The organism is Micromonospora phaseoli, assembly GCF_900109115.1.
Lineage (GTDB): Bacteria > Actinomycetota > Actinomycetes > Mycobacteriales > Micromonosporaceae > Micromonospora > Micromonospora phaseoli.
This window is the reverse complement of the sequence record NZ_FNYV01000011.1, coordinates 51,913-76,830: the sequence shown is the minus strand read 5'-3', so window position 1 is coordinate 76,830 and position 24,918 is coordinate 51,913. Positions and strand designations below refer to the sequence as shown.

General features: G+C 72.7%; 21 protein-coding genes. 10 read left to right on the top strand and 11 right to left on the bottom strand.

Annotated elements, in window-relative coordinates; genetic code table 11:
* Nucleotides 1–19: 19 nt before the first annotated feature.
* The 5 genes from BMY89_RS24020 to BMY89_RS24000 all read right to left on the bottom strand — a co-directional run bounded on the left by BMY89_RS24020 (nucleotide 20) and on the right by BMY89_RS24000 (nucleotide 4,445).
* Nucleotides 20–1,426 carry a flavin-containing monooxygenase gene (locus BMY89_RS24020; protein WP_092382325.1) on the bottom strand — a complete coding sequence of 469 codons (1,407 nt, stop codon included), beginning with the start codon at nucleotides 1,424–1,426 and terminating at the stop codon, nucleotides 20–22.
* 92 nt (nucleotides 1,427–1,518) lie between these two features.
* Nucleotides 1,519–2,223 (bottom strand): endonuclease/exonuclease/phosphatase family protein, encoded by a 705-nt coding sequence (locus BMY89_RS24015; RefSeq protein WP_092382324.1) that lies wholly within the window; start codon nucleotides 2,221–2,223, stop codon nucleotides 1,519–1,521.
* Entirely contained in the window at nucleotides 2,224–3,171 is a 948-nt protein-coding gene (locus BMY89_RS24010; RefSeq protein ID WP_092382438.1) for an ROK family glucokinase, read from the bottom strand. It lies immediately after the preceding gene.
* A 70-nt stretch (nucleotides 3,172–3,241) separates the two neighbouring features.
* Nucleotides 3,242–3,949 (bottom strand): hypothetical protein, encoded by a 708-nt coding sequence (locus tag BMY89_RS24005; protein ID WP_232521526.1) that lies wholly within the window; start codon nucleotides 3,947–3,949, stop codon nucleotides 3,242–3,244.
* Nucleotides 3,950–3,989: 40 nt separating this feature from the next.
* On the bottom strand, nucleotides 3,990–4,445 hold the full coding sequence (locus BMY89_RS24000; RefSeq protein ID WP_092382323.1) for an SRPBCC family protein: 456 nt from the start codon (nucleotides 4,443–4,445) through the stop codon (nucleotides 3,990–3,992).
* 147 nt (nucleotides 4,446–4,592) lie between these two features.
* Between BMY89_RS24000 and BMY89_RS23995 the strand changes: the two genes are divergently transcribed.
* The 5 genes from BMY89_RS23995 (at nucleotide 4,593) to BMY89_RS23975 (ending at nucleotide 11,490) form a co-directional block, all read left to right on the top strand.
* Nucleotides 4,593–6,392 carry an AMP-dependent synthetase/ligase gene (locus BMY89_RS23995; protein ID WP_092382437.1) on the top strand — a complete coding sequence of 600 codons (1,800 nt, stop codon included), beginning with the start codon at nucleotides 4,593–4,595 and terminating at the stop codon, nucleotides 6,390–6,392.
* A gap of 14 nt (nucleotides 6,393–6,406) precedes the next feature.
* Nucleotides 6,407–8,101 (top strand): sensor histidine kinase, encoded by a 1,695-nt coding sequence (locus BMY89_RS23990; RefSeq protein WP_092382322.1) that lies wholly within the window; start codon nucleotides 6,407–6,409, stop codon nucleotides 8,099–8,101.
* Nucleotides 8,102–8,108: 7 nt separating this feature from the next.
* Entirely contained in the window at nucleotides 8,109–8,777 is a 669-nt protein-coding gene (locus BMY89_RS23985) for a response regulator transcription factor (RefSeq protein ID WP_092382321.1), read from the top strand.
* Nucleotides 8,778–8,945: 168 nt separating this feature from the next.
* A complete protein-coding gene (locus tag BMY89_RS23980) occupies nucleotides 8,946–9,755 on the top strand; it encodes an SAM-dependent methyltransferase (protein ID WP_092382436.1) in 810 nt (269 codons plus the stop codon).
* A 79-nt stretch (nucleotides 9,756–9,834) separates the two neighbouring features.
* Nucleotides 9,835–11,490, top strand: a complete 1,656-nt coding sequence (locus BMY89_RS23975; RefSeq protein WP_092382435.1) for a putative bifunctional diguanylate cyclase/phosphodiesterase — start codon at nucleotides 9,835–9,837, stop codon at nucleotides 11,488–11,490.
* Between the two features lie 86 nt (nucleotides 11,491–11,576).
* Here the strand turns inward: BMY89_RS23975 and BMY89_RS23970 are convergent, their stop codons facing one another.
* The 3 genes from BMY89_RS23970 to BMY89_RS23960 all read right to left on the bottom strand — a co-directional run bounded on the left by BMY89_RS23970 (nucleotide 11,577) and on the right by BMY89_RS23960 (nucleotide 15,676).
* The gene (locus BMY89_RS23970) at nucleotides 11,577–12,701 is read right to left on the bottom strand and encodes a glycosyltransferase family 4 protein (RefSeq protein WP_092382320.1); all 1,125 of its coding nucleotides are present in this window, start codon (nucleotides 12,699–12,701) and stop codon (nucleotides 11,577–11,579) included.
* Between the two features lie 79 nt (nucleotides 12,702–12,780).
* Nucleotides 12,781–14,037 (bottom strand): M48 family metallopeptidase, encoded by a 1,257-nt coding sequence (locus BMY89_RS23965; protein ID WP_092382434.1) that lies wholly within the window; start codon nucleotides 14,035–14,037, stop codon nucleotides 12,781–12,783.
* Between the two features lie 199 nt (nucleotides 14,038–14,236).
* The gene (locus tag BMY89_RS23960) at nucleotides 14,237–15,676 is read right to left on the bottom strand and encodes an NYN domain-containing protein (RefSeq protein ID WP_092382319.1); all 1,440 of its coding nucleotides are present in this window, start codon (nucleotides 15,674–15,676) and stop codon (nucleotides 14,237–14,239) included.
* 127 nt (nucleotides 15,677–15,803) lie between these two features.
* Between BMY89_RS23960 and BMY89_RS23955 the strand changes: the two genes are divergently transcribed.
* From BMY89_RS23955 to BMY89_RS23935, 5 genes are all read left to right on the top strand, one after another.
* Entirely contained in the window at nucleotides 15,804–17,558 is a 1,755-nt protein-coding gene (locus BMY89_RS23955; RefSeq protein ID WP_092382318.1) for a DEDD exonuclease domain-containing protein, read from the top strand.
* Between the two features lie 132 nt (nucleotides 17,559–17,690).
* Nucleotides 17,691–19,481 carry a RelA/SpoT family protein gene (locus tag BMY89_RS23950; RefSeq protein WP_092382433.1) on the top strand — a complete coding sequence of 597 codons (1,791 nt, stop codon included), beginning with the start codon at nucleotides 17,691–17,693 and terminating at the stop codon, nucleotides 19,479–19,481.
* Between the two features lie 50 nt (nucleotides 19,482–19,531).
* Nucleotides 19,532–20,074, top strand: coding sequence for an NUDIX hydrolase (locus BMY89_RS23945; protein WP_092382317.1), 543 nt, complete (start codon nucleotides 19,532–19,534; stop codon nucleotides 20,072–20,074).
* Nucleotides 20,071–20,949, top strand: coding sequence for a sugar phosphate nucleotidyltransferase (locus BMY89_RS23940; protein ID WP_232521525.1), 879 nt, complete (start codon nucleotides 20,071–20,073; stop codon nucleotides 20,947–20,949). Before BMY89_RS23945 ends, BMY89_RS23940 begins: the two co-directional genes overlap by 4 nt.
* A gap of 31 nt (nucleotides 20,950–20,980) precedes the next feature.
* On the top strand, nucleotides 20,981–21,268 hold the full coding sequence (locus tag BMY89_RS23935; RefSeq protein WP_092382316.1) for an Lrp/AsnC family transcriptional regulator: 288 nt from the start codon (nucleotides 20,981–20,983) through the stop codon (nucleotides 21,266–21,268).
* Between the two features lie 83 nt (nucleotides 21,269–21,351).
* Here BMY89_RS23935 and BMY89_RS23930 read toward each other — a convergent pair whose 3' ends face one another.
* The 3 genes from BMY89_RS23930 to qcrA all read right to left on the bottom strand — a co-directional run bounded on the left by BMY89_RS23930 (nucleotide 21,352) and on the right by qcrA (nucleotide 24,908).
* Nucleotides 21,352–22,041 (bottom strand): DUF4142 domain-containing protein, encoded by a 690-nt coding sequence (locus BMY89_RS23930; protein WP_092382315.1) that lies wholly within the window; start codon nucleotides 22,039–22,041, stop codon nucleotides 21,352–21,354.
* A gap of 168 nt (nucleotides 22,042–22,209) precedes the next feature.
* On the bottom strand, nucleotides 22,210–23,835 hold the full coding sequence (qcrB, locus tag BMY89_RS23925; RefSeq protein WP_092382314.1) for a cytochrome bc1 complex cytochrome b subunit: 1,626 nt from the start codon (nucleotides 23,833–23,835) through the stop codon (nucleotides 22,210–22,212).
* Nucleotides 23,832–24,908, bottom strand: coding sequence for a cytochrome bc1 complex Rieske iron-sulfur subunit (gene qcrA / locus BMY89_RS23920; RefSeq protein WP_092382313.1), 1,077 nt, complete (start codon nucleotides 24,906–24,908; stop codon nucleotides 23,832–23,834). Before qcrA ends, qcrB begins: the two co-directional genes overlap by 4 nt.
* Between the last annotated feature and the right edge of the window lie 10 nt (nucleotides 24,909–24,918).

Below are 24,918 nucleotides of genomic sequence, written 5' to 3'. Positions count from 1 at the left end.
GTCGCCTCGCTTCGCTCGCTCATTGTCCCTCCAGCTCGCGCAGGGCGCGCTCCAGCGCACGCAGGTAGTCGGCGTGACCGACCTCGAACCAGTGCCGGGTGGAGTCCTTGACCTGCCCCGCGTAGCGTTCGCCGGCACCGGAGCGGACCCGGGCGGCGAAGGCCCCGGCCCGCTGCGGCGCGGTGGTGCGCGACCGCAGTAGCCGGGCGAACAGCACCGCCTGCCAGTGCGACAGCGGGAACAGGCCGCTGTCCGGCTGGACCAGCCCGGCCACCGCCAGGGTGGGATGGTCCGGCACGAAGGCGTTGAGCCACAGCCGGGGCCGGCCCACGCCGTCGTCGTCGCCGAGGATCTTGGCGTCGAGGAACTCGAAGCGCGGCAGGTAGCCGGTGGCGAAGACGACCACGTCCGGGTCGATCTGCCGGCCGTCGGCCAGCTCCACCGAGTGCGGGTGGAAACGCCCGACGTCCGGTACCGGGGCGATCGCGCCGTGGCCGACGTAGTAGACGAGCTGGCTGTTGGCGATCGGGTGCGTCTCGTACACCCGGTGGTCCGGCTTCGGCAGGCCGAAGCGGGTCAGGTCACCGACGGTCAGCCGTAGCGTCCGGTGGTAGAGCCACTGCCGTACCCGCAGCGGCACGCGCAGCGCCAGCAGGGTGTCGTTTACCTGGTCGGCGGGGCGACCGAAGACGTACTTCGGGGCGTACCAGTAGCCCCGGCGGGTCGAGTGCCAGCAGCGCGACGCCTGCTGGGCGGCCTCCACCGCGATGTCGCAGCCGGTGTTGCCGGCACCCACCACCAGCACCCGCTTGCCGCGCAGCTGGGCCGGGTCCTTGTAGGACGAGGCGTGCATGACCTCGCCCCGGAACTGCTCCAGACCTTCGTAGCGGGGCAGCTTCGGCGACCAGTTGTGCCCGTTGGCGATCATCACGGCGGCATAGCGGGAGGTGCGCTCGGGGCCGTAACCACCGGTGCTGCGGGTGGTGACGTCCCAGCGTTCCTCGGACGCCGGCTCGACGCGCACCACCTCGGTGCCGAACCAGACGTGCCGGCGCAGGTCGAAGTGGTCCGCGTAGCGCTCGAAGTACGACAGCAGCTGGCTGTGGTGCGGGTAGTCCGGCCAGTGGTCGGGCATCGGAAAGTCGGGGAACTGGGTGAACGGCCGTGACGAGATCAGGTGGGTGCTGGCGTACACCGGGCTGCGGTCGTGCCGCCAGTTCCAGGCACCGCCGATGCCGGTCTCGCGCTCGTAACAGTCGACACCGAAGCCGTGTTCGGCGAGGTTCTTGACGGCGGTCAGGCCGCTGGCGCCGGCGCCGATGACACAGACGGTGTCGCCCCGGTCGGAGACCGGGCGGCCGTCGCGGCTTCGGGCGAGCGTGGTCGTCTCCGGATCAGACCGGCCGTGCTCGGTGGGGGTGGGCACCGGGGATCTCCTTCGTCTCGGCACGAGTGCCGGGTCGCGCGAAATCCTCTCCACAACGGAGCGGGATGTCCAGCCCGGCCGGCGGCCGGCGGTCAGCCGGCGGCGGGCAGCAGCAGGTCCACCAGGACCGGAAAGTGGTCGCTGGCCCGGCGGGTCAGCGGCGTGTCCACCACGTCATAGTCGATCACCGTGATCCGCGGGTCGACGAAAAGGGCGTCGATGCGCCGCCGGGGGTCCGCGCAGGAGTAGGTGAACCGCTCGCCCCGGTCCACCGCCACCGCCGCGTCGGTCAGCCCGCGGGCGACGGTGGTCCACGCCGGCCCGCCCGGTTCCTCGTTGAGGTCGGCGGCGGCGATCACCGGATAAGGCGCGGCGGCGACATCCCGCCGGAAAAGTTCCGCCTGCCCCGGCCGTTCGGCCGCGTCGGTGGACAGGTGCGAGCCGGCCACGGTGAACCACGCGGAGGTGCCCACCCGGCAGTCGGCGTACGCGGCACCGCGCAGATGCCGGCCGGGGGTGAGCGGGAAGCGTCGGCAGCGGGTGTCGACCACCCGCACCCGCAGGCTGGTCAACAGCAGGTTGCCCAGCGCGGGCAGCCCGCCGGCGGCGACCACCAGGCCGAACGAGGCGGCCAGCGTGGCCGATTTCTCCCGCCACCGGAACCGGCGCGGCCCCTCCTGGACGATCACCACGTCCGGCGCCGCCTCGCGGATCACCGCGGCCAGCGCGGCGGTGTCGTCGCGCTGGCCGTGGATGTTGTACGACACGACGCGCAGCGGCACGCCGGGGTGGGTCACCTAGATCCGCCGGGCCAGGTCGGCGGCGCCGATGACGCCGGCGGAGTTGCCCAGCTCGGCCGGGCGGATCTCGGCCACCGGCAGCCGGCTGCGTTGTGCGAGGGCCTCGGTGAACGAGCGGCGGGTCGGCCCCAAGAGCAGGTCACCGGCGTCGATGACGCCGCCGCCGACCACCAGGACCTGCGGGTCGAGGATCTGTGCCATGTCCGCCAGGCTGGTGCCGAGCCAGCGCCCGACCTGGGCGAACGACTCGGCGGAGACGGGGTCGCCGCCCTTGGCCGCGGCCGTCACCATCGGCCCGGTAATCGCCTCGGCCTCGCCGTCGGCCAGCTCCAGCAGGGCGGTCGCCCGCTGCGGCTCCTGCCGTGCGGCGGCGCGGGCGAAACGGACCAGCGCGCTGCCGCTGGCGTACTGCTCGATGCAGCCGAGCCGCCCGCAGCCGCACTGGTGCCCGTCGGGGACGGTCAGCATGTGGCCCAGCTCCGCGGCGATGCCGTGGGCACCGCGCACCAGCTCGCCGCCGAGCACGATGCCACCGCCGACGCCGGTGCCGATGGTGAACATGACCATCGAGTCGTCCGCGTGCCGGGCCGCGCCATAGCGGAACTCCGCCCAGGCGGCCACGTTGCCGTCGTTCTCCACGATCACCGGCAGCCCGACCGCCGCGCTGACGTACGCCCGCAGCGGCTCGTCGCGCCAGGCCAGGTTGGGGGCGAAGAGCACGGTGGAGCGGCTGACGTCGATCCAGCCCGCCGCACCGATGCCGACCGCCTGGATCTCGTGGCCGGCGGCCAACTCGGTGACCAGCTCGATGATGACGTCCCGGGTCTTGCCGACGTCGTCGGCGGGGGTGTCCCGTCGGGTCTGCACGAGGACCTTGCCGGTGTCGTCCACGACACCGCCGGCCACCTTGGTGCCACCGACGTCGACTCCGATGGTCAGCGTCACCGCTGCCACTCCCCTCTGCTGTGCCACCCCGCGCACACCTGCCTTCGCCGGTGGTGCGGGTCGTCCGTGGTCAGGCTCCGTCGCCTGGTGCGCCCTGCCGCTCGCCGGGCACGGCCGGGCCGTCCGGCGTGGGCTCGCCGCCGACCGACGCGGGCTCGCCGTCGGGCAGCCGGGAGGCGGGCACCACGCGACGGTCGGTCGACGACCGGCGCGCAGTCGGCGCGACCGGCCCGGCGGCGTCGACGGGCGCGTCGGCCGGGACGGCGTCGTCCTCCGCCCGGGTCGCGGCGGACCAGACGTCCCGCTCCGGTGCCGGCTGAGAATCATGCCCGGTACGGGTCGCCTCGCGCCACACGTGGTCGCTGTCGGGACCGGCTGCGGCGGGGCCGGCAGGGTCGGACGGGGGGTCGGCGGGCGGTTCGGCGGGCGGTTCGGCGGGGGCGAAGGCACGCAGAAAGCTGGCCAGTCCGGCGGCCAGATCACCGGCGCCGGTGGCCAGTCGCTCGGCGAATTCGGGACTCGGGTCCCGCAACGCGGCGATTCCCCGGCAGACCGGGCAGACACGGCATTCACCGGCACCGGTGGCGAAACCACTTCCGGTGGAGCCAGGGGAAACGTCCGGGGCGCCGCTGTGACCCAGGACACCGGTCACGATCCCACCGATCGGGCCGAACGGCGTCGCCGAGGGGTCGGCGGCGGCCAGCCGCACAGTGGCCAGCAGAGTGGCGACCAGCCGCTCCGCCTCTTCCCGGGCCGAACCCGGATCTGTCGCACCCATGCTGGGCTCCTCTACCGCGGCAACCGGATCGCCGGACGCGTCACTGCGCCGCACCGGTTGCTTCTACCCGGCGCTTGAGCTGCTTCAACGCGGCATCCATGATCATTTTCTCGGCTTTGCGACGGAACATTCCGATCATCCCGACCGCCAGCTCCACCTCCAGGGTGTAGGTCACCGTGGTGCCCCCGTCGGCGGTGGCGACCAGGTCGTACGCGCCCCGCTGGGCCTTCTGCATCTTCGACGGGGCCACCAGGTGCCACTCGACGCGGGACAGGTCCTCGGCGTAGGCGTACGCCAGCACGTACTCGTCGGCCAGCACGCCGGCGTCCAGGACGAACCGGACCTGGCTGGCGTAGCCGTCCTCGTACTCCTCGACGACCTCGGCCTCGCGGATCGCGTCGGTCCACTCCGGGTAGCTCGGGAAGTCACAGATGACCGCCGCCACCCGGTCCGGTGACGCGCCGATCATGATCGACTGAGTGGAGGAGTCCGCCATGGGGGGAGGCTACCCGTCCCGCGGGCACCCGCGGGACGCGCCGCCCACCTGCGGTGTGCCCGCCGGCCAGCCGGCCGGGTAGGTTTCGACAGAGCCGCCCGCGTCCCGGCGGCCCCACCCGGCCAGCGAAAGCACGAGGGAGTGCAGGTGCGCGAGTTCTCCGTCCCGCCGATCGTCACCGTCGGCGATTCGGCCAACCTCACCGACCCGGTCTGGGAGAACGCCGAGAAGGCACCCGAGGCGGTGCAGTTCGTCCGGCGCGACGCGACGGGCACCTGGACGGACGTGACCTGCCGGCAGTTCCGTGACGAGGTGGTCGCGGTCGCTCGCGGGCTCGTCGCCGCCGGCGTGCAGCCGGGTGACCGGGTGGGGCTGATGAGCCGCACCCGCTACGAGTGGACCCTGGTCGACTACGCCATCTGGGCGGCCGGCGCGGTCACCGTGCCGATCTACGAGACCTCCAGCGCCGAACAGGCCGCCTGGATCCTGGCCGACTCCGGCGCGGTGGCCGCCGTGCTGGAGAGCACCGCGCACGCCACGCTGGTGGCCGGCGTCCGCGACCGCGTCCCCGACCTCGCCCACACCTGGCAGATCGACCTGGGCGGGGTGGACGAGCTGGTGGCTGCCGGTGCCGCGGTGGAACCGGCCGAGATCGAGCGCCGGCGCGCCGGACTGCGCTCGTCGGACGTCGCGACCATCATCTACACCAGTGGCACCACCGGCCGCCCCAAGGGCTGCGTGCTGACCCACCGCAACATGTACGCCGACATCGCCAACGCGGTGCCGGTGCTGCCGAACCTGTTCGGGCGCAACGCGTCGACCCTGCTGTTCCTGCCGCTCGCGCACGCCTTCGCCCGACTCATCCAGATCGGTGTGGTGCAGGCGCGGGCCACCATGGCGCACTGCTCGGACACCAAGGACCTGGTCGCCCAGCTTCAGGAGGTCAAGCCCACCTTCGTGCTCTCGGTGCCCCGGGTCTTCGAGAAGGTCTACAACGGCGCCAAGCAGAAGGCCGAGGCCGCCGGCAAGGGAAAGATCTTCGCCCGGGCCGAGGCGGTGGCCATCGCGTACAGCGAGGCGTTGGAGACCTCCGGCGGGCCGGGCCTGGCCCTGCGGGCCCAGCACGCACTCTTCGACAAGCTGGTCTACGGCAAGCTCCGGGCCGCGCTCGGCGGGCGGTGCCGCGACGCGATGTCCGGCGGGGCGCCGCTCGGCGCCCGGCTGGGCCACTTCTTCCGGGGCGTCGGCGTGAGCGTCTGCGAGGGGTACGGCCTGACCGAGACCTCTCCCGCCGCCTCGGCCAACCTGCCCGACTTCACCCGGATGGGCACGGTCGGCCGGCCGCTTCCCGGCGTGACCATCCGCATCGACGACGACGGCGAGATCCTCATCTCCGGTGACCTCGTCTTCCAGGGCTACTGGCGCAACGAGGCGGCCACCGCCGAGGCGATCACCGCCGACGGCTGGTTCCGCACCGGCGACCTCGGCTCCCTCGACGGTGACGGCTACCTGACCATCACCGGCCGGAAGAAGGAGATCATCGTGACGGCGGCCGGCAAGAACGTCGCCCCCGCCATCCTGGAGGACCAGGTCCGGGCGCACCATCTGGTCAGTCAGTGTGTGGTGGTGGGCGACCGGCAGCCGTTCATCGCCGCGCTGGTCACCCTCGACGAGGAGGCCCTGCCGGCCTGGCTGGAGTCGGCCGGGCTGCCCGCCGACGCCGAGGTCGAGCAGCTGCGCCGACACGAGGGGCTGCTGGCCGAGATCCAGGCCGCCGTGAACCGGGCCAACGAGTCCGTCTCGCAGGCCGAGGCGATCAAGGTCTTCCGGATCCTGCCGCGCGACTTCACCGAGGCAACCGGCGAACTGACCCCCTCGCTCAAGGTCAAGCGCCAGGTCGTCCACAAGACCTACGCGGCGGAAATCGCCGACATCTACCGCGGCTGACTACCATCCGTCACGTGCCCGCCTCGACATCCGCCCTGGCCCGTTCCCACCCGCTCGCCGCGGCTGCGCGGGTGGTCGTGCTGGCGCTGGTCGCCGTACTGACCCTGTTCGCCACCCGCGACGTGACCCAGCTGTGGTGGATCGCCCTGCTGGCGTTGGCGGGGCTGCCGGCGTTGCTGGCGCCCCAGCACCGGCTCGTCGGTCCGCTCAGCCGGGTGGCGGAGGTGGTGGTGCTCGGCCTGGCGGCCAGCCAGGTCGCCGCGGTCGCCACCGTCGGCGGCCACATCGGTGGACTGGGCGCCTCCGCGGTGCTGCCCTACCTCGCGGTGCCGGTGACCGTCACCGCGCTGCGCCGCCGTTTCCGCGAGGGCGCCGCCCTGATCGCCGTCGCCGCGGTCACCCTGCTGGTCGCCGGGGCCATCACCGAGGTCGGCGGGGTCCGGCAGCTGAGCCAGCCCGGTTACCTCGCCGTCTGCGCCCAGTGGCTGATCCTGGCGGCGTTGGGGCTGTACGCCGCGGGCACCCTGCACCGGGTGATGCAGGTCCGCCACGACAACAAGCCCCAGCCGTACGCCGAGGCGACCCGGCTGCTGACCCAGCTGCGCACGGTGGCCCGGCAGCTGCCCGGGGCGACGCTGGACCCGGGCGGGATCTCCGAGCATCTGCTGGAGGAGCTGCGCACGGTGGCCCGCGCGGACCGCGCAGCGGTGCTCTCCGCCAGTGGCGGTGGTCGGCTGGTGGTGCTCGCCCAGCTCGGCGCGGACCGGGTCGACTGGGAGACCACGCTCGACGCGGACTCGGCCATCGCCGACGCCTGGGCCAGCCAGCAGTCGCAGACCGCGGCCCGGTCGCAGTCCCGATCGCACCGCGGCGGGGACGTCTCGGCGCTGATCGTGCCGCTCGTCGCCGGGCTGCGCACGGTCGGTCTGGTGGTGCTGGAGGCGGACGCCGCGCAGGCGTACCCGCCGCCGGTGGTGGCGCAGGTGACCGGGCTGACCGGCCCGGCGGCGCTGCGACTGGAGGCCGCGCTGCTCTTCGACGAGGTGCGGTCGCTGGCCACCAACGAGGAACGGCAGCGGCTGGCCCGGGAGATCCACGACGGGGTGGCCCAGGAACTGGTGATGGTCGGCTACGGCATCGACAACGCGCTGGCCACCGTGCATGACGACGCCGAGGAGACCGCCGAGTCGCTGCGCCTGCTCCGCCACGAGGTGACTCGCGTGATCACTGAGCTGCGGCTGAGCCTCTTCGAGCTGCGCAGCGAGGTGGACCGGCACGGCGGCCTGGCCGCCGCGATCGCCGAGTACGCCCGCACCGTCGGCGCCTCCGGCGGCCTGCGGGTACACCTGTCGCTCGACGAGTCCACCGCCCGGCTGCCCGCCGCCACCGAGGCCGAGCTGTTGCGCATCGCCCAGGAGGCGGTCACCAACGCGCGCAAGCACGCCGGGGCGTCCAACCTCTGGGTCACCTGTGAGGTGGACCCGCCGTACGCGCAGATCGAAGTGTCGGATGACGGTCACGGCATAGGTGACCAGCGCTCGGATGGGCACTATGGTCTTGCGATCATGGCCGAGAGAGCGGAACGTATCCGGGGCCGGTTGGAGATCAGGCCGCGACAGCCGAGCGGGACGACCGTCGCGGTGGTGGTCGGTTCGTCACCCCGGCGCGATAACGTTCGCGGTAGCGCCGCCGCAGCAGAAGGGGAGTAACCCGAGGATGACCACAAGTCCGACACCGGCCACTCGTACCAAGGTCCTCCTTGTCGACGATCACGATTTGATCCGTAAGGGCCTACGGCACGCCTTCGAGCGCGACCGGCAGTTCGAGGTCGTCGGCGAGGCAGCCACGGCAGCCGAAGGCGTACGGCAGGCCGGCGCGTTGCAGCCCGACGTGGTGATCATGGATCTCCGACTGCCCGACGGCAGCGGCCTGGAGGCCACCCGCGCGCTGCGCAAGTCCAGCGTGTCGATGGGCATCGTGGTGCTCACCATGTACGCCGGCGACGACCAGCTCTTCGGTGCCCTGGAGGCCGGCGCCAGCGCGTTCGTGCCGAAGACCGCGCCGGCCGACGAGGTCGTCGCCGCCGCCCGGCACGCCGCCTCCTCCCCCAGCGCCTTCACCGCCGCCGACCTCGCCGAGGCGATGAAGCGCCGACTCGCCCCGTCCGGGCCCCAGCTCTCCCCCCGCGAGGGTCAGGTGCTGCGGCTGCTCGCCGACGGAATGAGCGTCGCCGGCATCGCCAAGCAGCTGTTCGTCAGCGAGTCGACCGCGAAGACCCACATCTCCAAGCTCTACGAGAAGCTCGGGGCGGCCAACCGGGCACAGGCGCTGATGACCGCCCTGCGGCTCGGCCTGCTCGAGGCTCCGGACGCGCCGAAATTCTGAGGCCGCCCGGCACCCTCGCCGAGGATCCGTGTCCCGCCACCCGCGGGCACGGATCTTTCGCATCGATCACCGTTCGGGCGACATCGCTATAGCCTCCCCGGCGAAAACGGGGCAGAATACCCGCCGGGGCGCGAGCCGCCCCGACCGGCGGGCGAAGGGGTGATGGCATTGCAGCGGCCGGACTGGGCACCCGAGACCATCGACGTCGAACGTCCCAGCGTCGCCCGAATGTACGACTACTACCTCGGTGGCTCGCACAACTTCGCCGTGGACCGGGCGGCGGCCCGGGCGATGGTGGCCGCGGTGCCGCAGGCGCCGCTGATGGCCCAGGCCAACCGCGCCTTTCTGCGCCGCGCCGTGCAGTTCCTCACCGCGGCCGGCATCCGGCAGTTCCTGGACATCGGCTCGGGCATCCCGACCGTCGGCAACGTGCACGAGATCGCCCAACGGCACGCCCCCGACTCCCGGGTGGTCTACGTGGACGTCGACCCGGTCGCCGTGGCGCACAGCCGGGAGATCCTGGCCGGCAACGACCGCACGACGGTGGTCCAGGAGGATCTGCGCCACCCCGACCGGATTCTCGCCCACCCGGACGTACGCGCGGTGCTCGACTTCTCCCGCCCGGTGGCCGTCCTCGTCGTGGCGGTGCTGCACTTCGTCGCCGACGACGACCGGCCGGCCGAGGTGCTGCGGACCCTGCGCTCGGCGCTGGCACCCGGCAGCTACCTGGTCCTGTCGCAGGCCAGCGACGACGGCCGCGACGAGGCCGAACGGACCGAGGCCGAGGAGGTGTACCGGCGCACCGACAATCCGCTCTGGGTTCGCAGCCGGGCCGAGCTGACCGGCTTCTTCGACGGTTTCGAGCTGGTCGAGCCCGGTGTGGTGTGGGTGCCCCAGTGGCGGCCGGAGACCCCGGAGAGCGCCGAGGACGCCGAGCGGGCCGTTTTCCTGGGTGGGGTCGGGCGACTCGGTGGATGAGCCCCCGGACACCTGCTCCAGCGCCGGGGCGTTCGCCCGGGCCTGGGCCAAGGCGGTCGCGGGCACCAGCTACCTGCCGATGACGGACGCCCAGTTGGAGACGCTGTTGCAGCGGCTCACCGATCTGCTGTCCGAGGCGCTGCGGGCCGAGCCGCTCGACCTGCGGGTGGGGCACAAGGTCGCCGACGAGCTGGTCAACGCGCACATCGCCTCCGCCGAGGCGCTCGGCCGGACCGTGGAGGTGATCCAGCTCCGGCTGGTCCGCGACCTCGATCTGGTCTGCGACGACGTCGAGGACCGGATGGCCCGGCTGCTGGCCGCGGTCGCCACCGGGTACGCGCGGGCGCTGCGCGACCGGACACTCGACGAGCAGGAGTCGATCCGGCGGGCGGCACTGACCGCCCGCGCCGAGGCGGAACAGGCACTGCGGGCCAGCGAGGCCCGCTTCCGGCACCAGGCCACCCACGATCCGCTCACCGATCTGCCGAACCGCACCCTGTTCGCCGAGCGGCTCGCCGCGGCGGTGGGCGGTACGGCCGGCAGCGGCCGTCGGGTCGGGCTGTGCTTCGTCGACGTGGACCGGTTCAAAAGGGTCAACGACTCGTTCGGGCACCAGATCGGCGACCGGGCGCTGGTCGCGGCCGCCCGGCGGCTGCGCCGGGCCGTCGAGCCCCACCTGGTCGCCCGGCTCGGCGGGGACGCCTTCGTCGTGCTGGTCGAGCGTTCCACCGGTACCGGGGACGTGGTCGCCGTCGCCGAGGCGGCGCTGGCCGCCCTCTCCGAGCCGGTGGTGGTCGACGGGCACGACGTGACGGTCACGGCGAGCGTGGGCGTCGTGGAGCGGCGGGTAGCCGGCACGTCGCCGGACGACCTGATGCGGGCCGCGGGCAGCACCCTGCACTGGGCAAAGACCGCCGGCGGCGCCCGGTGGGCGCTGTACGACGCGGAGCGCGACGGCCGGGAACAGGCCCGCCAGGAGCTGAGCGCGGCGATCCCGGCGGGCCTGGAACGCGGCGAGTTCTTCCTCGACTACCAGCCGTTGACCTCCCTGCAGAACGGCTCGCTGCTCGGGATGGAGGCGCTGGTGCGCTGGCGCCACCCGCAGCTGGGTGTGCTGCGCCCGGACAGCTTCATCGGGCTGGCCGAGGAGACCGGGCTGATCGTGCCGCTCGGCGGCTGGGTGCTCGCCGAGGCGTGCCGGGAGGCGGTCGGTTGGCGGGCCACCTCGGGTGAGCCGCCATACGTCAGCGTCAACCTGGCGGTGCGGCAGGTTCACCGGCCCGGCCTGGTACAGGAGGTGCAGGCCCTGCTGCGGCGCACCGGCCTGCCACCCGAACGGCTCCAGCTGGAGATCACCGAGAGCACCATGATGACCACCGCCGAGGAGCCGGTACGCGCCCTCCGGGCCCTGGCCGACCTGGGTATCCGGATCGCCATCGACGATTTCGGCACCGGCTACAGCAACCTGGCCTACCTGCGGGATCTTCCGGTGACGGAGCTGAAGGTGGCCGGCGAGTTCGTCCGTGGCCTACGCGCGCCGGAGGCCCGGGCCGACGAGCGGATCCTCGCCTCGCTGGTTTCCCTGGCGCACGCCCTGGACCTGACCGTCACGGCCGAGGGGGTGGAGACCGGCGGGCAGGCAGAACGGCTACGGGCGATCGGCTGCGACGCCGGCCAGGGCTGGCACTTCGGTCGCCCCGCCCCCGCCGATCACATCCTCGCCCGCCTGAAGTGAAAGGAGGGGCCCCTGTCAACGCCTGCTGTGCAGCAGGCCCCGCATCAACACCTGAGCCGGGCATCCGTCCTATCTGAGGGCGGCGGTCAGCCGGCGAGCAGACCGGCCAGCCGCTGGGCCTGGGTCTCCCAGCGCCACTCCTGCTCCACCCAGGCGCGGCCGGCGCTGCCGAGCTGCCGGGCCAGGTCCCGGTCGGCGAGCAGGGTGCTCACCCGGTCGGCCAGCTCGGCCAGGTCATGGCCGTCCACCACGTAGCCGGTCTCGCCCTCGCGTACCGCGTCGGGGGCGCCACCGGAGTTGCCGGCCACCACCGGCAGGCCGGTCGCCGACGCCTCCAGGTAGACGATGCCGAGCCCCTCGACGTCCAGGCCGCGGTTGCGGGTACGGCAGGGCATCGCGTACACGTCACCGGCCGCGTAGTGGGCGGGCAGCTCGGCGGAGGGCACCGAGCCGGTGAAGACCACGTCCCGTTCCACGTCGGACTGCCGAGCCAGCCGGGCCAACGTGGCCCGGTACGGCCCGCCACCGACCACCAGCAGCGCGGCGTCGGGCACCCGGCGGCGGATCGACGGCATCGCCCGGATCAGCATGTCCTGGCCCTTGCGTGGCACCAGACGGGACACGCAGACCACCACCGGCCGGTCGGCGAGGCCGAGGCGGTGCCGCACCGCACCCCCGTCGACGGACGGGTGGTAGAGGTCGGTGTCCACGCCGGGGGCGAGCCGGCGCAGCTCGGTCAGGCCGTCCAGCGTCCTGGCCAGTCGGCTGCGGGTGTACTCCCCCAGGTAGGTGACCACGTCGGTGCCCCGGCCGATGCGCCGCAGCGCGGTCCGGGCCACCGGCAGCGCCGCCCAGCCGACCTCGTGACCGTGGGTGAGGGCGACCACCCGCCGCACCTGCGCCCGACGCCGCAGCCCGGCGGCGAGCAGACCAAGCGGGGCCGCCGCGCCGAACCAGACCGTGTCGCAGTCGTAGGCCCGGGCCAGCCGGGCGGCCCGGCGGGCCACCAGCGGGGTGGGCAGCAGGACTTTGGTGCGTTCGCGTACCACCTCGAACGGCTGGTCGGCGTCGAACTTGTCGGCACCGGACCAGCTCGACGCGTAGACCACCACCGAGCCCGCCGGCTGGCGTACCGCGAGGTTGTGCACGAACGACTGGATGCCGCCCGGACGGGGCGGGAAGTCGTTCGTGACCAGCAACGTGCGGCTCATGCCGGCGCTCCGCTGCGCTCCGTGCCGCCATCCGGCGCCACGGCACCGCACCTGACGATTCGCTCGCGCTGCTCGCTCATCAGCCGGCCCTCCTGGCGTACGCGCGGGCGGCGGCGATCCGCTCCACGGTGGACGGGTGCGAGGCGGAGTAGAGGTACTCCCACCGGGGCGGATCGGGATCGGCGAGGTTGATCGCGGAGAGGCGGCGCTGCATCGACTCGAACGCGACCGGGTCGCCGGTCAGCGCGAGCGCGTGCGCGTCGGCACGTGCCTCCACCCGCCGCGACATCAGCGCCTGCACCGGGGCGAAGACCAACCCGGTCACGGTGACCAGGGCGAGCAGCAGCCCGAAGGCGCGAGGTTGGGCGACCGAGTCGACGCCGGCCAGGCGCAGCAGCGGCGGCCAGGAGCCGATCAGGTAGAGCCCCACCACCGCGGCCGCGGCGCCGAGCGCGCCGGTGAGTGTGCCGACCGGTACGTCCCGGTCCTTGGCATGGCCCAGTTCGTGCGCGACCACCGCGGTCACCTCGGCCGGCGTCGCCTCGCGCAGCAGGTTGTCGTACACCACCACCCGGCGGGTCGGCCCGAGCCCCGAGACGTACGCGTTCACCGCCCGGGTGCGTCGGGACGCGTCGGCGACGAGCACGTCGCGCACCGGTACGCCGTCGCGTTCGGCCAGCTCCATCAACTGGGTACGCAGCGGCCCCGGTTGCATCGGGCTGAACCGGTTGAACACCGGCTCGACCAGCACCGGCAGCACGAACGAGAGCACCACCACCAGGGTGGCGGCCCCGGCCGCGCCGAACGCCCACCACCAGCGCGGCGCGAGCCGGACGACCGTGTAGAAGCCGAGCAGCGCCACCGCGCCGATGACCGCGCTGACCGCGTACGACTTGAGCAGGTCGACCGACCAGCCGCCCCAGCCGTTGGTGGCCAGCCCGTAACGGGTGAGCACGCTGTGGCGCCAGGCGGCGAACGGCAGCGTGACCAGGTCGGCGACCAGCACCACGGCCAGCCCGCCGAGGACCGCCTGGGCGATCCAGTGGCTGCCGAAGGGGCGCCCGGCCAGCTCGATCAGGCGGCTGCCCAGCGGAGTCAACCCGAGCGCCAACGCCACCAGCAACCCGACACCCAGCGCCGCCCAGCCGCCCGGGCGCAGCGCCGAACGGAACTGCCGGGCCCGCTCGACCTGGTCGGCCGGCAGGTCACGCAGCGCGGCGAGCTGGTCGGCCCGGGGCGCCGGCGGGCGGTTCCACGGGATCAGCAGCAGCGCGGCCAGCACCACGGCCACGCCGAGGCCGGCCAGGGTGAGCAGCGCCCAGCCGCGCGGGCTCACCGCGCCGCCCAGCCCGGCTCGGGCGACCCACCGCCGCAGCGACCGCACCTGTCGTCCGCCGTGCGCCTCATACCGCCGCTCCTGTCGCCATGGGCGCCCATCCTATTGCCCGACGCGCGCGCCCCGCGCCAGTCGATCACACCAGGGTCGCGCCAGTCGATCACACCAGGGTCGCGCCGGTCGCTCGGACCAGGGTCGCTCAGGAACGCGCCAACCGCCGCAGCAGCGAATCCGCGCCCAACGGGTATGCGCCATGCCGGCGTACCCCGTCGGCGACCTCGCGGTCGGAGGAGATCACCACCACCGGGCGGCCGGGCGGCTCGGCGCGGACCAGCCGGCGGATCAGCTCGTCGGCGGTCTCCCCCTTGCGGGAGAAGAGCACCCGCACGCCACGCGGGGTGGGCGGCAGTCCGTGCATCCGTTCGGCCCCGTCGAATACGACGGTGACCTCGTCGCCGGTCTGCGCGGCGAGCCCGCCCAGGCCGGTGATCAGTCGCTTGCGCTGCTGTTCCAGCGACATCTCGCCGAAGCCGCGTTTGGTCACGTTGTAGCCGTCGACCACCAGGTGCGCCCGGGGCAGGGCGAGCAGCTGATCCAGCCGGGCGGGGTCGTCGGTGTCCTGGGCACGGGCCGCGGCACCGGCGGCGGTGGCGGTGGCGGCCGAGGAGTCGGTGAAGGCGTCCGCGACAAAGTCGGCGGGCAGCTTGTCGACCGGGTCCAGCGCCAGCTCGCGGCGCAGCCCGAGGGCGGCCTGGCCGATGGTCTCCAGCAGCAGCCACAGCCGAGCGTTGTCGACCGAGCGGGCCTCCTTGGCGCTGGTGCGGGCCACCCCGGCGGCGGCCTCCGCCTCGGCCAGCCGGGCCCGGGCCCGGCGCAGCTCGGCGTCCGCGTCGGCGGCGGCCCGGGTGGCCCTCCCCCGCTCGGTGGCCAGCAGCTCGCTCGCCCGGCGCTCCCGGGCCTGACTCTCCCGGAGGGTACGGGTCAGCTGCCGGGCCTCCTCGCGCAGCTGGCCCAGCTCCTCACGTACCCGGGCCAACTCGTCGCGCAGCTTGTCGGCCTCGACCCGGGCCACGGCCCGATCGTGGTCGGCGCGGGTGGCCCGCTGCTCGGCCTGACGGACCAGTTCGGCCACGACGGCGGTGTCCGCCTCGGCGCGTACCGCCGCGCCGCTGGCTTCGATCAGGCCCCGCCAGCCGCTCGGCCGGGCCAGGTAGGCCAGGGCCGCCACCTCGACCGGGTCGGCGGCGGCGGGAGCGGTCCCCTCGATCACCGCGGCGCCGAGGTCACCGGCGTCGACCAGGACGCGGGCGGTGACCCGCTGCCGGAACAGCGGGTCGGCGGCGAGTTGGGCGGCGATCACCGGCGCGCCCAGCCGGGCCCGTCGGTTGGGGGCGAACTTCGCGACCCGACGCAGCGGCACCGGCACCTCGTCGGCGGGCAGGCCGGGCAGCACGGCGGCGGTGAGCGAGACGATCCGCTGCCGGACCGCCTCCGGCAGGCTCGGCTCCGGCTCCGTCGCCGCCTCCCGGTCGGCGGCGGCCTCCGCCGCATCGGGATGAACCGCCTCGCCGGCAGCCGGCGCCCCGACGACCCGCTCCTCCTGTGGGAGGTTGTCGTCGTGCGGCTCGGCGAGGGGCATGTGGCAAGTCTCCCACCGCGACCGGGCCCACCGCCTGGTGAGTGAGCCGATCTCTCATCCTAGACCCGGTGGTGTCTGTGGGGCCGTTGGGGCGGGAGTGTCGTACCGAAGCACTAGCGTGCCGCCGATGGCACGACAGGAGTATCTCCAACCGGCGCTGGCCGGGACCGATCCGACCACTGGCGGCGTCGATCCGGCGCTGCCGCTGTACGCGACGACGTTCGTGGTGGTCGACCTGGAGACGACCGGCGGAGCCCCGGACGGCGGCGGCATCACCGAGATCGGCGCGGTCAAGGTGCGTGGCGGCGAGGAGCTGGGGGTGCTGGCCACCCTGGTCAATCCCGGGGTGCCGATCCCGCCCTTCATCACCGTACTGACCGGCATCACCCAGGCGATGCTGCTGCCGGCGCCGCCGATCGAGCAGGTGCTGCCGAGTTTCCTGGAGTTCGTCTCGGATGCCGTGCTGGTCGCCCACAACGCCCCGTACGACGTCGGTTTCCTCAAGGCGGCCTGCGCGAAGCACGGCTACCGATGGCCGAACCCACGGGTACTGGACACGGCCGCCCTGGCCCGACGGGTGCTGCTGCGCGACGAGGTACCCAACCGCAAGCTCGGCACCCTCGCCGCCTACTTCCGGGCCGCCACCGTGCCGACCCACCGGGCGCTGGAGGACGCCCGGGCGACCGTCGACGTGCTGCACGGGCTCATCGGCCGGCTCGGCGGGCACCGGGTCGACACCATCGGCGACGCCATCGAGTTCGCCCGCGCGGTCACCCCGACGCAGCGCCGCAAACGACACCTGGCCGAGGGCCTGCCGAAGGGCCCGGGGGTCTACATCTTCCGCGCCGCCGACGACCGGCCGCTCTATGTGGGCACCTCCCGGGACATCGCCACCCGGGTCCGCAGCTACTTCACGGCGGCGGAGAAGCGCGCCCGGATCTCGGAGATGCTCGCTGCCGCCGAGCGGGTCGAGGCGGTCGAGTGCGCGCACTCGTTGGAGGCCGAGGTCCGCGAGCTGCGGCTGATCGGGGCGCACGCGCCGCCGTACAACCGTCGGTCGAAGTTCCCGGAGCGGGTGGTCTGGTTGAAGCTGACCGACGGGCCCTATCCCCGGTTGTCGGTGGTCCGGGAGATCTCCCCCGGCGACCGCGCGTACCTCGGCCCGTTCTCCTCACGCCGGGCCGCCGAGCTGGCCGCCGCCGGTTTCCACGACGCGGTGCCGCTGCGCCAGTGCACCCACCGGCTGTCCCTGCGCACCGTCACCCCGGCCTGCGCGCTGGCCGAGCTGGGCCGCTGCCCGGCACCCTGCGAGCACCGGATCTCCCCGGAGGAGTACGACCGCCAAGCCGTCACGCCCTTCGCCACCGCCACCACCGGTGACCCGCAACCGGTGGTGGACGCCCTGCTCGCTCGGATCGAGACGCTCTCGGTCGGGCAGCGGTACGAGGAGGCCGCCGTGCTGCGGTCCCGCCTCGCGGCGGTGCTGCGGGCCGCGATCCGCATGCAGCGGCTCGCCGCGCTGAGCGGGCTGGCCGAACTGGCCGCCGCCCACCCGGCCGCCGGCGGCGGCTGGGAGTTGGCGCTGGTGCGGCACGGCCGGCTGGCCGGGGCCGGGGTCTCCCCACCGGGGGTCCATCCTCGACCGACGTTGGCCGCCATCCGGGCCACCGCCGAGACGGTGCCGCCCGGGCACGGTCCGGTTCCGGCGGCGAGCCCGGAGGAGTCGGAACGGATCCTGTCCTGGTTGGAGCGACCGGAGACCCGACTGGTCGAGATGTCCGCCGGGTGGGCCTCTCCGGCGGACGGCGCGGCACGGTTTCGTGACCTGCTGACCAAGGCCGAGAGCGCGGCGTCCCACCAAAGCTGGTCCGAACGCTCATGAGCAAGTGTCCGATCGGACTACGTCGACTCACTTACTCTGTTAAGGAAGTGCAGTCCTGCCCGTTTCGAGGATCTGCTCCCGGTTGCCGCCGCAACGGCGGTGGTCCGACGCAGATGTGAGGGGGTGTCCCAGGTGGACGTCGACGCCGGACCCGGCGGCGCCCTGGGCGGTGCGCTTCCGACACAGCCGGGCGAGCTGCCCCTGACCCGCCGGCTGCGCTCGCTGCTGACCTGGCCCAGCGCCGAGACGGAGCCGGTCGGCCAGCTGGTCCGCACCCACCGCGCCATCCACACCGGAGCCGACCCGGCGGTGCTGCGCAGGGCCTACACGATCGCGGAGAACATGCACCGCGGCCAGTTCCGCAAGAGCGGCGAGCCGTACATCACCCACCCGCTCGCGGTCGCCCAGATCTGCGCCGAGCTGGGAATGGACACCATCACCCTGGTCGCGGCGTTGCTGCATGACACCGTGGAGGACACCCGCTACACGTTGCAGGCCCTGGCGGAGGACTTCGGCCATGAGGTCGCACACCTGGTCGACGGGGTGACCAAGTTCGACAAGGCGTTCTACGGGCAGGCCGCCGAGGCGGAGACCATCCGGAAGATGATCATTGCGGCCGGCAAGGACGTCCGGGTGCTCATCATCAAGCTCGCCGACCGGCTGCACAACATGCGAACCCTGGGCGTCCGCTCGGCCGCCTCCCGGGAACGGATCGCCCGCAAGACCCAGGAGGTGCTGGTACCGCTCTGCGACCGGCTGGGCATCCAGACCCTCAAGCGGGAGCTGGACGACGTGGTGCTGCTGCACCTGGAGCCGGACGAGCACGCCCGCATCGCCCGGCACGTGCACGACCGCCCCGGCTGGGACAGCTACCTCTCCGACGTGGTCGCCCAGGCCAAGGTGGCGCTGCGGCGCAGCCGGGTGGACGGCGAGGTGGCCCCCCGGCCCCGGCACCTCTACTCGATCTGGAAGGACACCGTCGCGGGCGGTCACGCCGTCCCGTACGACCTGCCCCGCATCACCATCGTGGTGGACGGCCCGGCCACCGACACCTACGCGGCGCTCGGCGCGATCCACGGGCTGTGGCGGCCGGTGCCCGGCCGGTTCAAGGATTTCATCGCCTCGCCGAAGAACAACCTCTACCGGTCCCTGCACACCAGCGTCTGCGGTCCAGGCAACCGCACGGTGGAGGTGCTGATCCGCACCACGGAGATGCACCGTTCGGCCGAGTACGGGGTGGCCGCCGACTTCCGTTTCCCCCGCTCCGGCACGGCCGCGACGACCGGCTCCGGGCAACTCGACTGGCTGCGCCGGGTGCTGGACTGGGAGCAGAACGCGGCCGACCCGGCGCAGTTCCTCCAGTCGCTGCGCTGCGACCTGTCGGAGGTGCAGATCCAGGTGGTCGCCGAGGGGCGGCAGATCGTCCTGCCGGCCGGCGCCACGCCGGTCGACCTGGCGTACGAGTTGAGCGCCGACCGGGGCGACCGATGTCTCGCCGCGCGCATCAACGGCCGGCTGGTTCCGCTCTCCTCCGAGCTGGAGGAGGGCGACGTGGTCGAGATCTTCACCGAGACCGACGAGGAGGGCAGCCTCGACGCCGAGGTGGCCCCACGCGGCCCCCGCCGCGAGTGGCTGGGCTTCGTCAAGTCGCCGCACGCGCAGATGCAGATCAACCGGTGGTTCGCCGACCACAGCGAGCCGGGCATCTCGATCAGTGACAAGGTGCGGCTCGGCCGGGCCACCATCGGGCTGGCCCTACGGCAGCACAATCGGGGGCTGGCCAGCGACCTGCCGCTGCTGCGGCTCTCCGAGGAGCTCGGCTATCCGGACCTGGAGACCCTGCTGGTCGCGGTCTTCGACCGGGTGATCGAGCCGGACGCCGTGGTACGCCAACTCATCGATCTGGTCGACCACCGGCAATGACCCGGGCTCCTCGTGCCGCGAGCGCGGCTCACGGCTACTAGCCTGGACTCATGATCCCCCGCACGCGCCGCACCGGACGCGCCGTCGCCTACCAGGTCTTCTACCGGCTACCGCTACCGGTGCGACGCCGGCTGGTACGGATGGCCGTGCCCAAGTACATCGTCGGCGCCGTCACCCTGGTCCGCGACAGCGAGGCCGGCGAGGCGGGGCGGTTGCTGCTGCTGCGCCAGCCGCCGGGACGGGGTTGGACGCTCCCCGCCGGGCTGCTGCAACGCGGCGAGAACCCGGCGGTCGGCGCGGCCCGGGAGCTGTACGAGGAGTCGGGCGTGCGCCTGTCCCCCGCCCGACTCACCCCGGCGGTGCCCAACGCGATCGTGCACGCCAAGGGGTGGGTGGACATGGTGTTCACCGCCGAGGTGCCGGCGTCGAGCACCGAGCTGACCGTCGACGGCGCGGAGGTCTTCGAGGCCGCCTGGCACCCGCTGGACGACCTGCCGAAGTTGACCTGGCCGACGGCCCGCCTGCTGGGCTACTACGGCATCGGTCCGCTGGCCGGACAGTTCCCACCGCCGCTGCCCGACACCGCGCCGTGACCGGTCCGGCGGGCGATGGGATCTGCGCGGTGGTGCTCGCCGCCGGCGAGGGCACCCGGTTGCGCCCGCTGACCGAGCGGGTACCCAAGGCGCTCTGCCCGGTGGGTAACGTGCCGCTGCTGGACCGGGCGCTGGCCCGGCTCGCCGGGCTGGGCCTGACCGGGCCGGGGACGGTCGCGGTCAACGCCTGCTACCTCGGTGACCAGGTTGTGCAACAGGTGGGTGGCCGCGCTCATCTGTCGGTGGAACCGGGCAGTCCGCTCGGCACCGCGGGCGGGGTGGGGAACCTGCGGGACTGGATAGCCGGCCGAGGTGTGCTGGTCGGCAACGCCGACGCGTACCTCGCCGACCCGGCGCTGCCACCCGGCCCGGACATCGCGGCGCTGCTGCACGGCTGGGACGGCGATTCGGTGCGCCTGCTCGGCCGGCCGGCCGGCGACCCGCGAGCCCCGGGCACCTTCGCCGGGCACCTCTTCACCGGCTTCTCCCTGCTGCCCTGGCGGCTCGTCCGCGACCTGCCCGCGGTCTTCGGCGACCTGGTACGCGCCGTGTGGCGCCCGGCCGAGGCCGCCGGCCGGCTGACCGTGGTCGGCTACCCGGGGACCTTCATCGACACCGGTACGCCGGCCGACTATCTCGCCGCGAACCTGCACGCCGCCGGCGACGGTTGCCTGATCGACCCGGCCGCCACGGTCACCGGCCGATGCCACCGCTGCGTCGTCGGCGCGGGTGCCACGGTCCGCGGGGCGGTGAGCCGCAGCGTGGTCTGGCCGGACGCCACGGTCGGCGCGGAGGAACAGCTGCGGGATGTGATCCGGGTCGGTGCCGACCTGACCGTCCCGGCCGCCCGAGCCACTGGACAGGCCTTAGCATGAGCGGCGACGCCGACGAACGGAGAGCCCACCAGTGATCACCGCGATCGTGCTGATCGACTGCGCCACCGACTCGATTCCCGAGGTGGCCGAGGCCCTGGCCAACCTGCCCGGGGTGAGTGAGGTCTATTCGGTGGCCGGGCACGTCGACCTGGTCGCCATGGTCCGGGTCCGCGAGTTCGACGAGATCGCCCAGGTGATCGCCGGCAGCATCTCGAAGGTTCCGGGCGTGCTCAACACCGAGTCGCACATCGCCTTCCGCGCCTACTCCCGGCACGACCTGGAGGAGGCTTTCGCCATCGGGCTGGGCAGCACGGACTGAGCCACCGGCGGCCGCCGACAGGTGTCCGACCGCGAGCCGGCCCACCCCGTGCGGGGTGGGCCGGCTCGTCTCGTACCGGTGGATCAACTCTGCTGCGGTACCGGGACCTCGGTGTCACCCGGGACCGGGGCCTCCTCGGTGCCGGTGCCACCCGGGGCAGGCGTGGTGCCACCCGGGGCGGGCGTGGTGCCACCCGGGGCCGGAGCGGTGCCACCCGGGCTGGCCGTACCGGACGGGCTGGTCTCCGGAACCGGAATACCGAGCTCCTCGGCCAGCATCACCAGGGCGTCGTAGTGCGCCTGCAGCACCGGCAGCGCGGTCTGCGCCAGCTGCACCACCTGCGGCTCGGTGCCCTGCGAGATCTCCGTCTGGGTCGCCTGGATGGCCTGGACGTGGCCGGCCAGTTCCTGGGTCACCCAGAGCCGGTCGAACTCCGCGCCACTGGCGTTGTTCAGCTGGTCGAGAGCCGACCGCTGATCGCTGGTGGGTTCGCTCGGCAGCTCGACGTTGAGCTGTCCGGCCAGGTCCTGCACCGACTGGTCCAGCTCGGTGTGGTCCGTGACGAACTGCTGCGCCACTTCCTTGACCTGCTCGTTCTGGGCCTTCTCCTGGGCCAGCTCGCCGGCGGCGATCTCGTACAGATTGACCTGGTGGACCGCCTGCAGGTACTGGGTGTCCTGTTCCGATGGCTGCGCCGCCTGCGCCGCCGCGGCGGGTGCCACACCCACCAGCACCAGCGCGGCCAGCAGGCCGAGACGTTTCATACCCAACATGCTTCCTCCCCGTTGAGACGTTGGACCGCACGGATACCCGGCTGGCCGGGGTTATTCCTGCGTTCCGCCGACGGGCCGGACGCGGCGCCGACGGTCGGGGAGGACCGGAATGGGAGTGGCGCCCGCCGGAAGCTCTCCGGCGGGCGCCACGTCACGCTGTGGCGGACCTCAGCTGCGGGTCTCCCCGCTACCGATCTCCTCGCGTTCGGCGCGCGGTTCGACCGGCGGGTGCCCCGGCGAGACCGGCGCCTCGACCGGCTTCTCGATCGGGTAGAAGAAGCCCCGGATGGCCGGGCCGAGGGCACCGAGCCGGTTCATCTTCTTCGGCACCACCCAACCGGCGTAGTCCAGCTCGCCGTGCCCGTTCCCGTCGGCCGCGCTGAGCGGCTGGTGCACCTCCACGAACCGACCGTCCGGTAGGCGCCGGATGATGCCGGTCTCCACGCCGTGGGCCAGCACCTCCCGGTCGTGCTGCTGAAGGCCGAGGCAGATCCGGTAGGTGACGTAGTACGCGAGCGGCGGAAGGATCAGCAGACCGATCCGGCCGGCCCAGGTCATCGCGTTCAGGCTGATCTGGAACTTGTCGGCGATGACGTCGTTCGCGCCGGAAAGGGTCAGGACCACGTAGAACGTGACCGCCATGGCACCCAGGCCGGTACGGAACGGCACGTCGCGGGGACGCTGGAGCAGGTTGTGGCTCCGGTAGTCCTTGAGGTAGCGGGCCTCCAGGAACGGATAGAGCGTGGAGAGCCCGACCAGGATGCCGGGTAGCACCACTGTCGGCCAGAACAGCGGTGGAATCACGTATCCGTCGCCGATCGGGATGTCGATCTGCCAGTCCGGCATGAGACGGGTCGACCCGTCGAGGAACATGACGTACCAGTCGGGCTGGCTGGCGGCCGAGACCACCCATGCCTCGTACGGGCCGAACAGCCAGATCGGGTTGATCTGGAACAGGCCGCCCAACAGCGCGATGACCCCGAAGACGACCATGAAGAAGCCGCCCTGCTTGATCGCGTAGCGGGGGAACATCCGCTCGCCGACCACGTTGGCGTTGGTCCGTCCGGGGCCGGGCCACTGGGTGTGCTTCTGCTTGAAGACCAACCCCAGGTGGACGCTGATCAGCGCGATCAGCAGGCCCGGGATGAGTAGGACGTGGGCGATGAAGAACCGGCTGATGATGATCGTGCCGGGGAACTCGCCGTTGAAGACCGCCGCGGTCACCCAGGAACCGATCACCGGAATGGACAGCATGATCGCCGAGGCGATCCGCAGGCCGGTGCCGGAGAGACCGTCGTCCGGCAGCGAGTAGCCGGTGAAGCCGGCCAGGAAGCCGACCCAGAACAGCAGCGAGCCGATGATCCAGTTGGTCTCGCGCGGCTTGCGGAACGCGCCGGTGAAGAAGACCCGCAGCATGTGCACCACGATCGCGGCCATGAACAGCAGGGCCGCCCAGTGGTGCATCTGGCGCATGATCAGGCCACCGCGGACGTCGAACGAGATGTCCAGGGTGGAGGCGTACGCGACCGACATCGGCGTGCCGCGCAGCGGTGCGTAGCTGCCGTTGTAGATGACCTCGGTCAGCGCCGGCTCGTAGAAGAAGGTCAGGAAGACACCGGTCAGCAGCAGGACGATGAACGAGAAGAGCGCGATCTCGCCGAGCAGGAACGACCAGTGGTCGGGGAAGACCTTGTTCAGCAGCCGGCGCAGGGGGGTCGCCACCTGGAAGCGCTCGTCGACGGCCCGCCCGGTGTTGGCGGGTGCCGCTGCAATGTCAAACTTTCGCCGCTTCACGGCCGCTCCCAGAAGTCGGGCCCGACGGTTTCGGTGTAGTCGGACCTCGCCACGAAGTATCCCTCGGCGTCCACCTCGATCGGCAGCTGCGGCAGCCGCCGACTGGCCGGACCGAAGATGGGCTTGGCGTTGTCGGTGATCAGGAACTGCGACTGGTGGCACGGGCAGAGCAGGCGGTTGGTCTGCTGCTCGTACAGGCTCGCCGGGCAGCCGGCGTGCGTGCAGATCTTCGAGTACGCGGCGTAGTTGCCCCACATGTAGTCGCCGTGTCCCGCGCGCTCGTTGTTGCGGCGCGATTCCTCGGCGTCGGCGTCCCGCAGGTGGATGAGCAGGGCGGGCGAGTCGGCGTACCGGTTGCTCACGCCGTGCTCCACGCCGGGGAAGACGGTGATCTGGCCGCCGGCGCTGATGTCCGCCGGTCGAATCGGCCGTCCGTCCTCGCGGACCAGCCGGATCTTCTGGCCGTCCCGCGGAGCGAACCCGGTGGTCATCATCTGGTCGTCCTTGTGCGGGTCGGAGATCAACCCACCCACCAGCGGCGCCGCGACGACCGCGCCCACCGGTGCCAGACCGGCCAGCAGCGAGACGCCGAGCAGTGGCCGGCGCTTCACGCCCAGCTCGTCGACCATGTATGCCATGGTCTGACCGGTGATCTTCTGGTCCTCGGTGGAGACGCCCCCGTGCCGATCCTGGATCGACACCTCCTTCGGCAGCAGCTTCTTGCCCCAGGTGAGGATGCCGAAGCCGACGGCGAGCAGGGCGACGCCCAGGGTCAGGCCGAGCAGCGGGGTGTAGAGCTTGTCGCCGCCGCGACCGGGCTGGTACTCCCAGGGCCACCAGATGTAGATCACCAGGAAGGCGGTCGCCGCCAGACCGGTGAGCAGGAAGAAGCCCGCCACCGTACGGACCAGCCGGCGCTCGGCCTTGCTGCCCGCGACGACCTGCGGCTCGTAGTGCACGATCTCGATGTCGTCCCGGCGGGCGCCCTCACGGACGACGTCGAACCGGGTCAGCCGGGGGTCGTCCACGTCGAACGGCTCCTGGCCGGCCGACTGCTCGGTCTGCCTGCTCATCGTTCCCCCG

What these genes read in the sequence shown, in the direction of transcription:
- BMY89_RS24005 (WP_232521526.1), bottom strand. Translation starts at nt 3,949, where the DNA reads ATGGGTGCGACAGATCCGGGTTCGGCCCGGGAAGAGGCGGAGCGGCTG.
- BMY89_RS24000 (WP_092382323.1), bottom strand. Translation starts at nt 4,445, where the DNA reads ATGGCGGACTCCTCCACTCAGTCGATCATGATCGGCGCGTCACCGGAC.
- BMY89_RS23985 (WP_092382321.1), top strand. Translation starts at nt 8,109, where the DNA reads ATGACCACAAGTCCGACACCGGCCACTCGTACCAAGGTCCTCCTTGTC.
- BMY89_RS23975 (WP_092382435.1), top strand. Translation starts at nt 9,835, where the DNA reads ATGACGGACGCCCAGTTGGAGACGCTGTTGCAGCGGCTCACCGATCTG.
- BMY89_RS23970 (WP_092382320.1), bottom strand. Translation starts at nt 12,701, where the DNA reads ATGAGCCGCACGTTGCTGGTCACGAACGACTTCCCGCCCCGTCCGGGC.
- BMY89_RS23960 (WP_092382319.1), bottom strand. Translation starts at nt 15,676, where the DNA reads ATGCCCCTCGCCGAGCCGCACGACGACAACCTCCCACAGGAGGAGCGG.
- BMY89_RS23955 (WP_092382318.1), top strand. Translation starts at nt 15,804, where the DNA reads ATGGCACGACAGGAGTATCTCCAACCGGCGCTGGCCGGGACCGATCCG.
- BMY89_RS23945 (WP_092382317.1), top strand. Translation starts at nt 19,532, where the DNA reads ATGATCCCCCGCACGCGCCGCACCGGACGCGCCGTCGCCTACCAGGTC.
- BMY89_RS23930 (WP_092382315.1), bottom strand. Translation starts at nt 22,041, where the DNA reads ATGTTGGGTATGAAACGTCTCGGCCTGCTGGCCGCGCTGGTGCTGGTG.
- qcrA (WP_092382313.1), bottom strand. Translation starts at nt 24,908, where the DNA reads ATGAGCAGGCAGACCGAGCAGTCGGCCGGCCAGGAGCCGTTCGACGTG.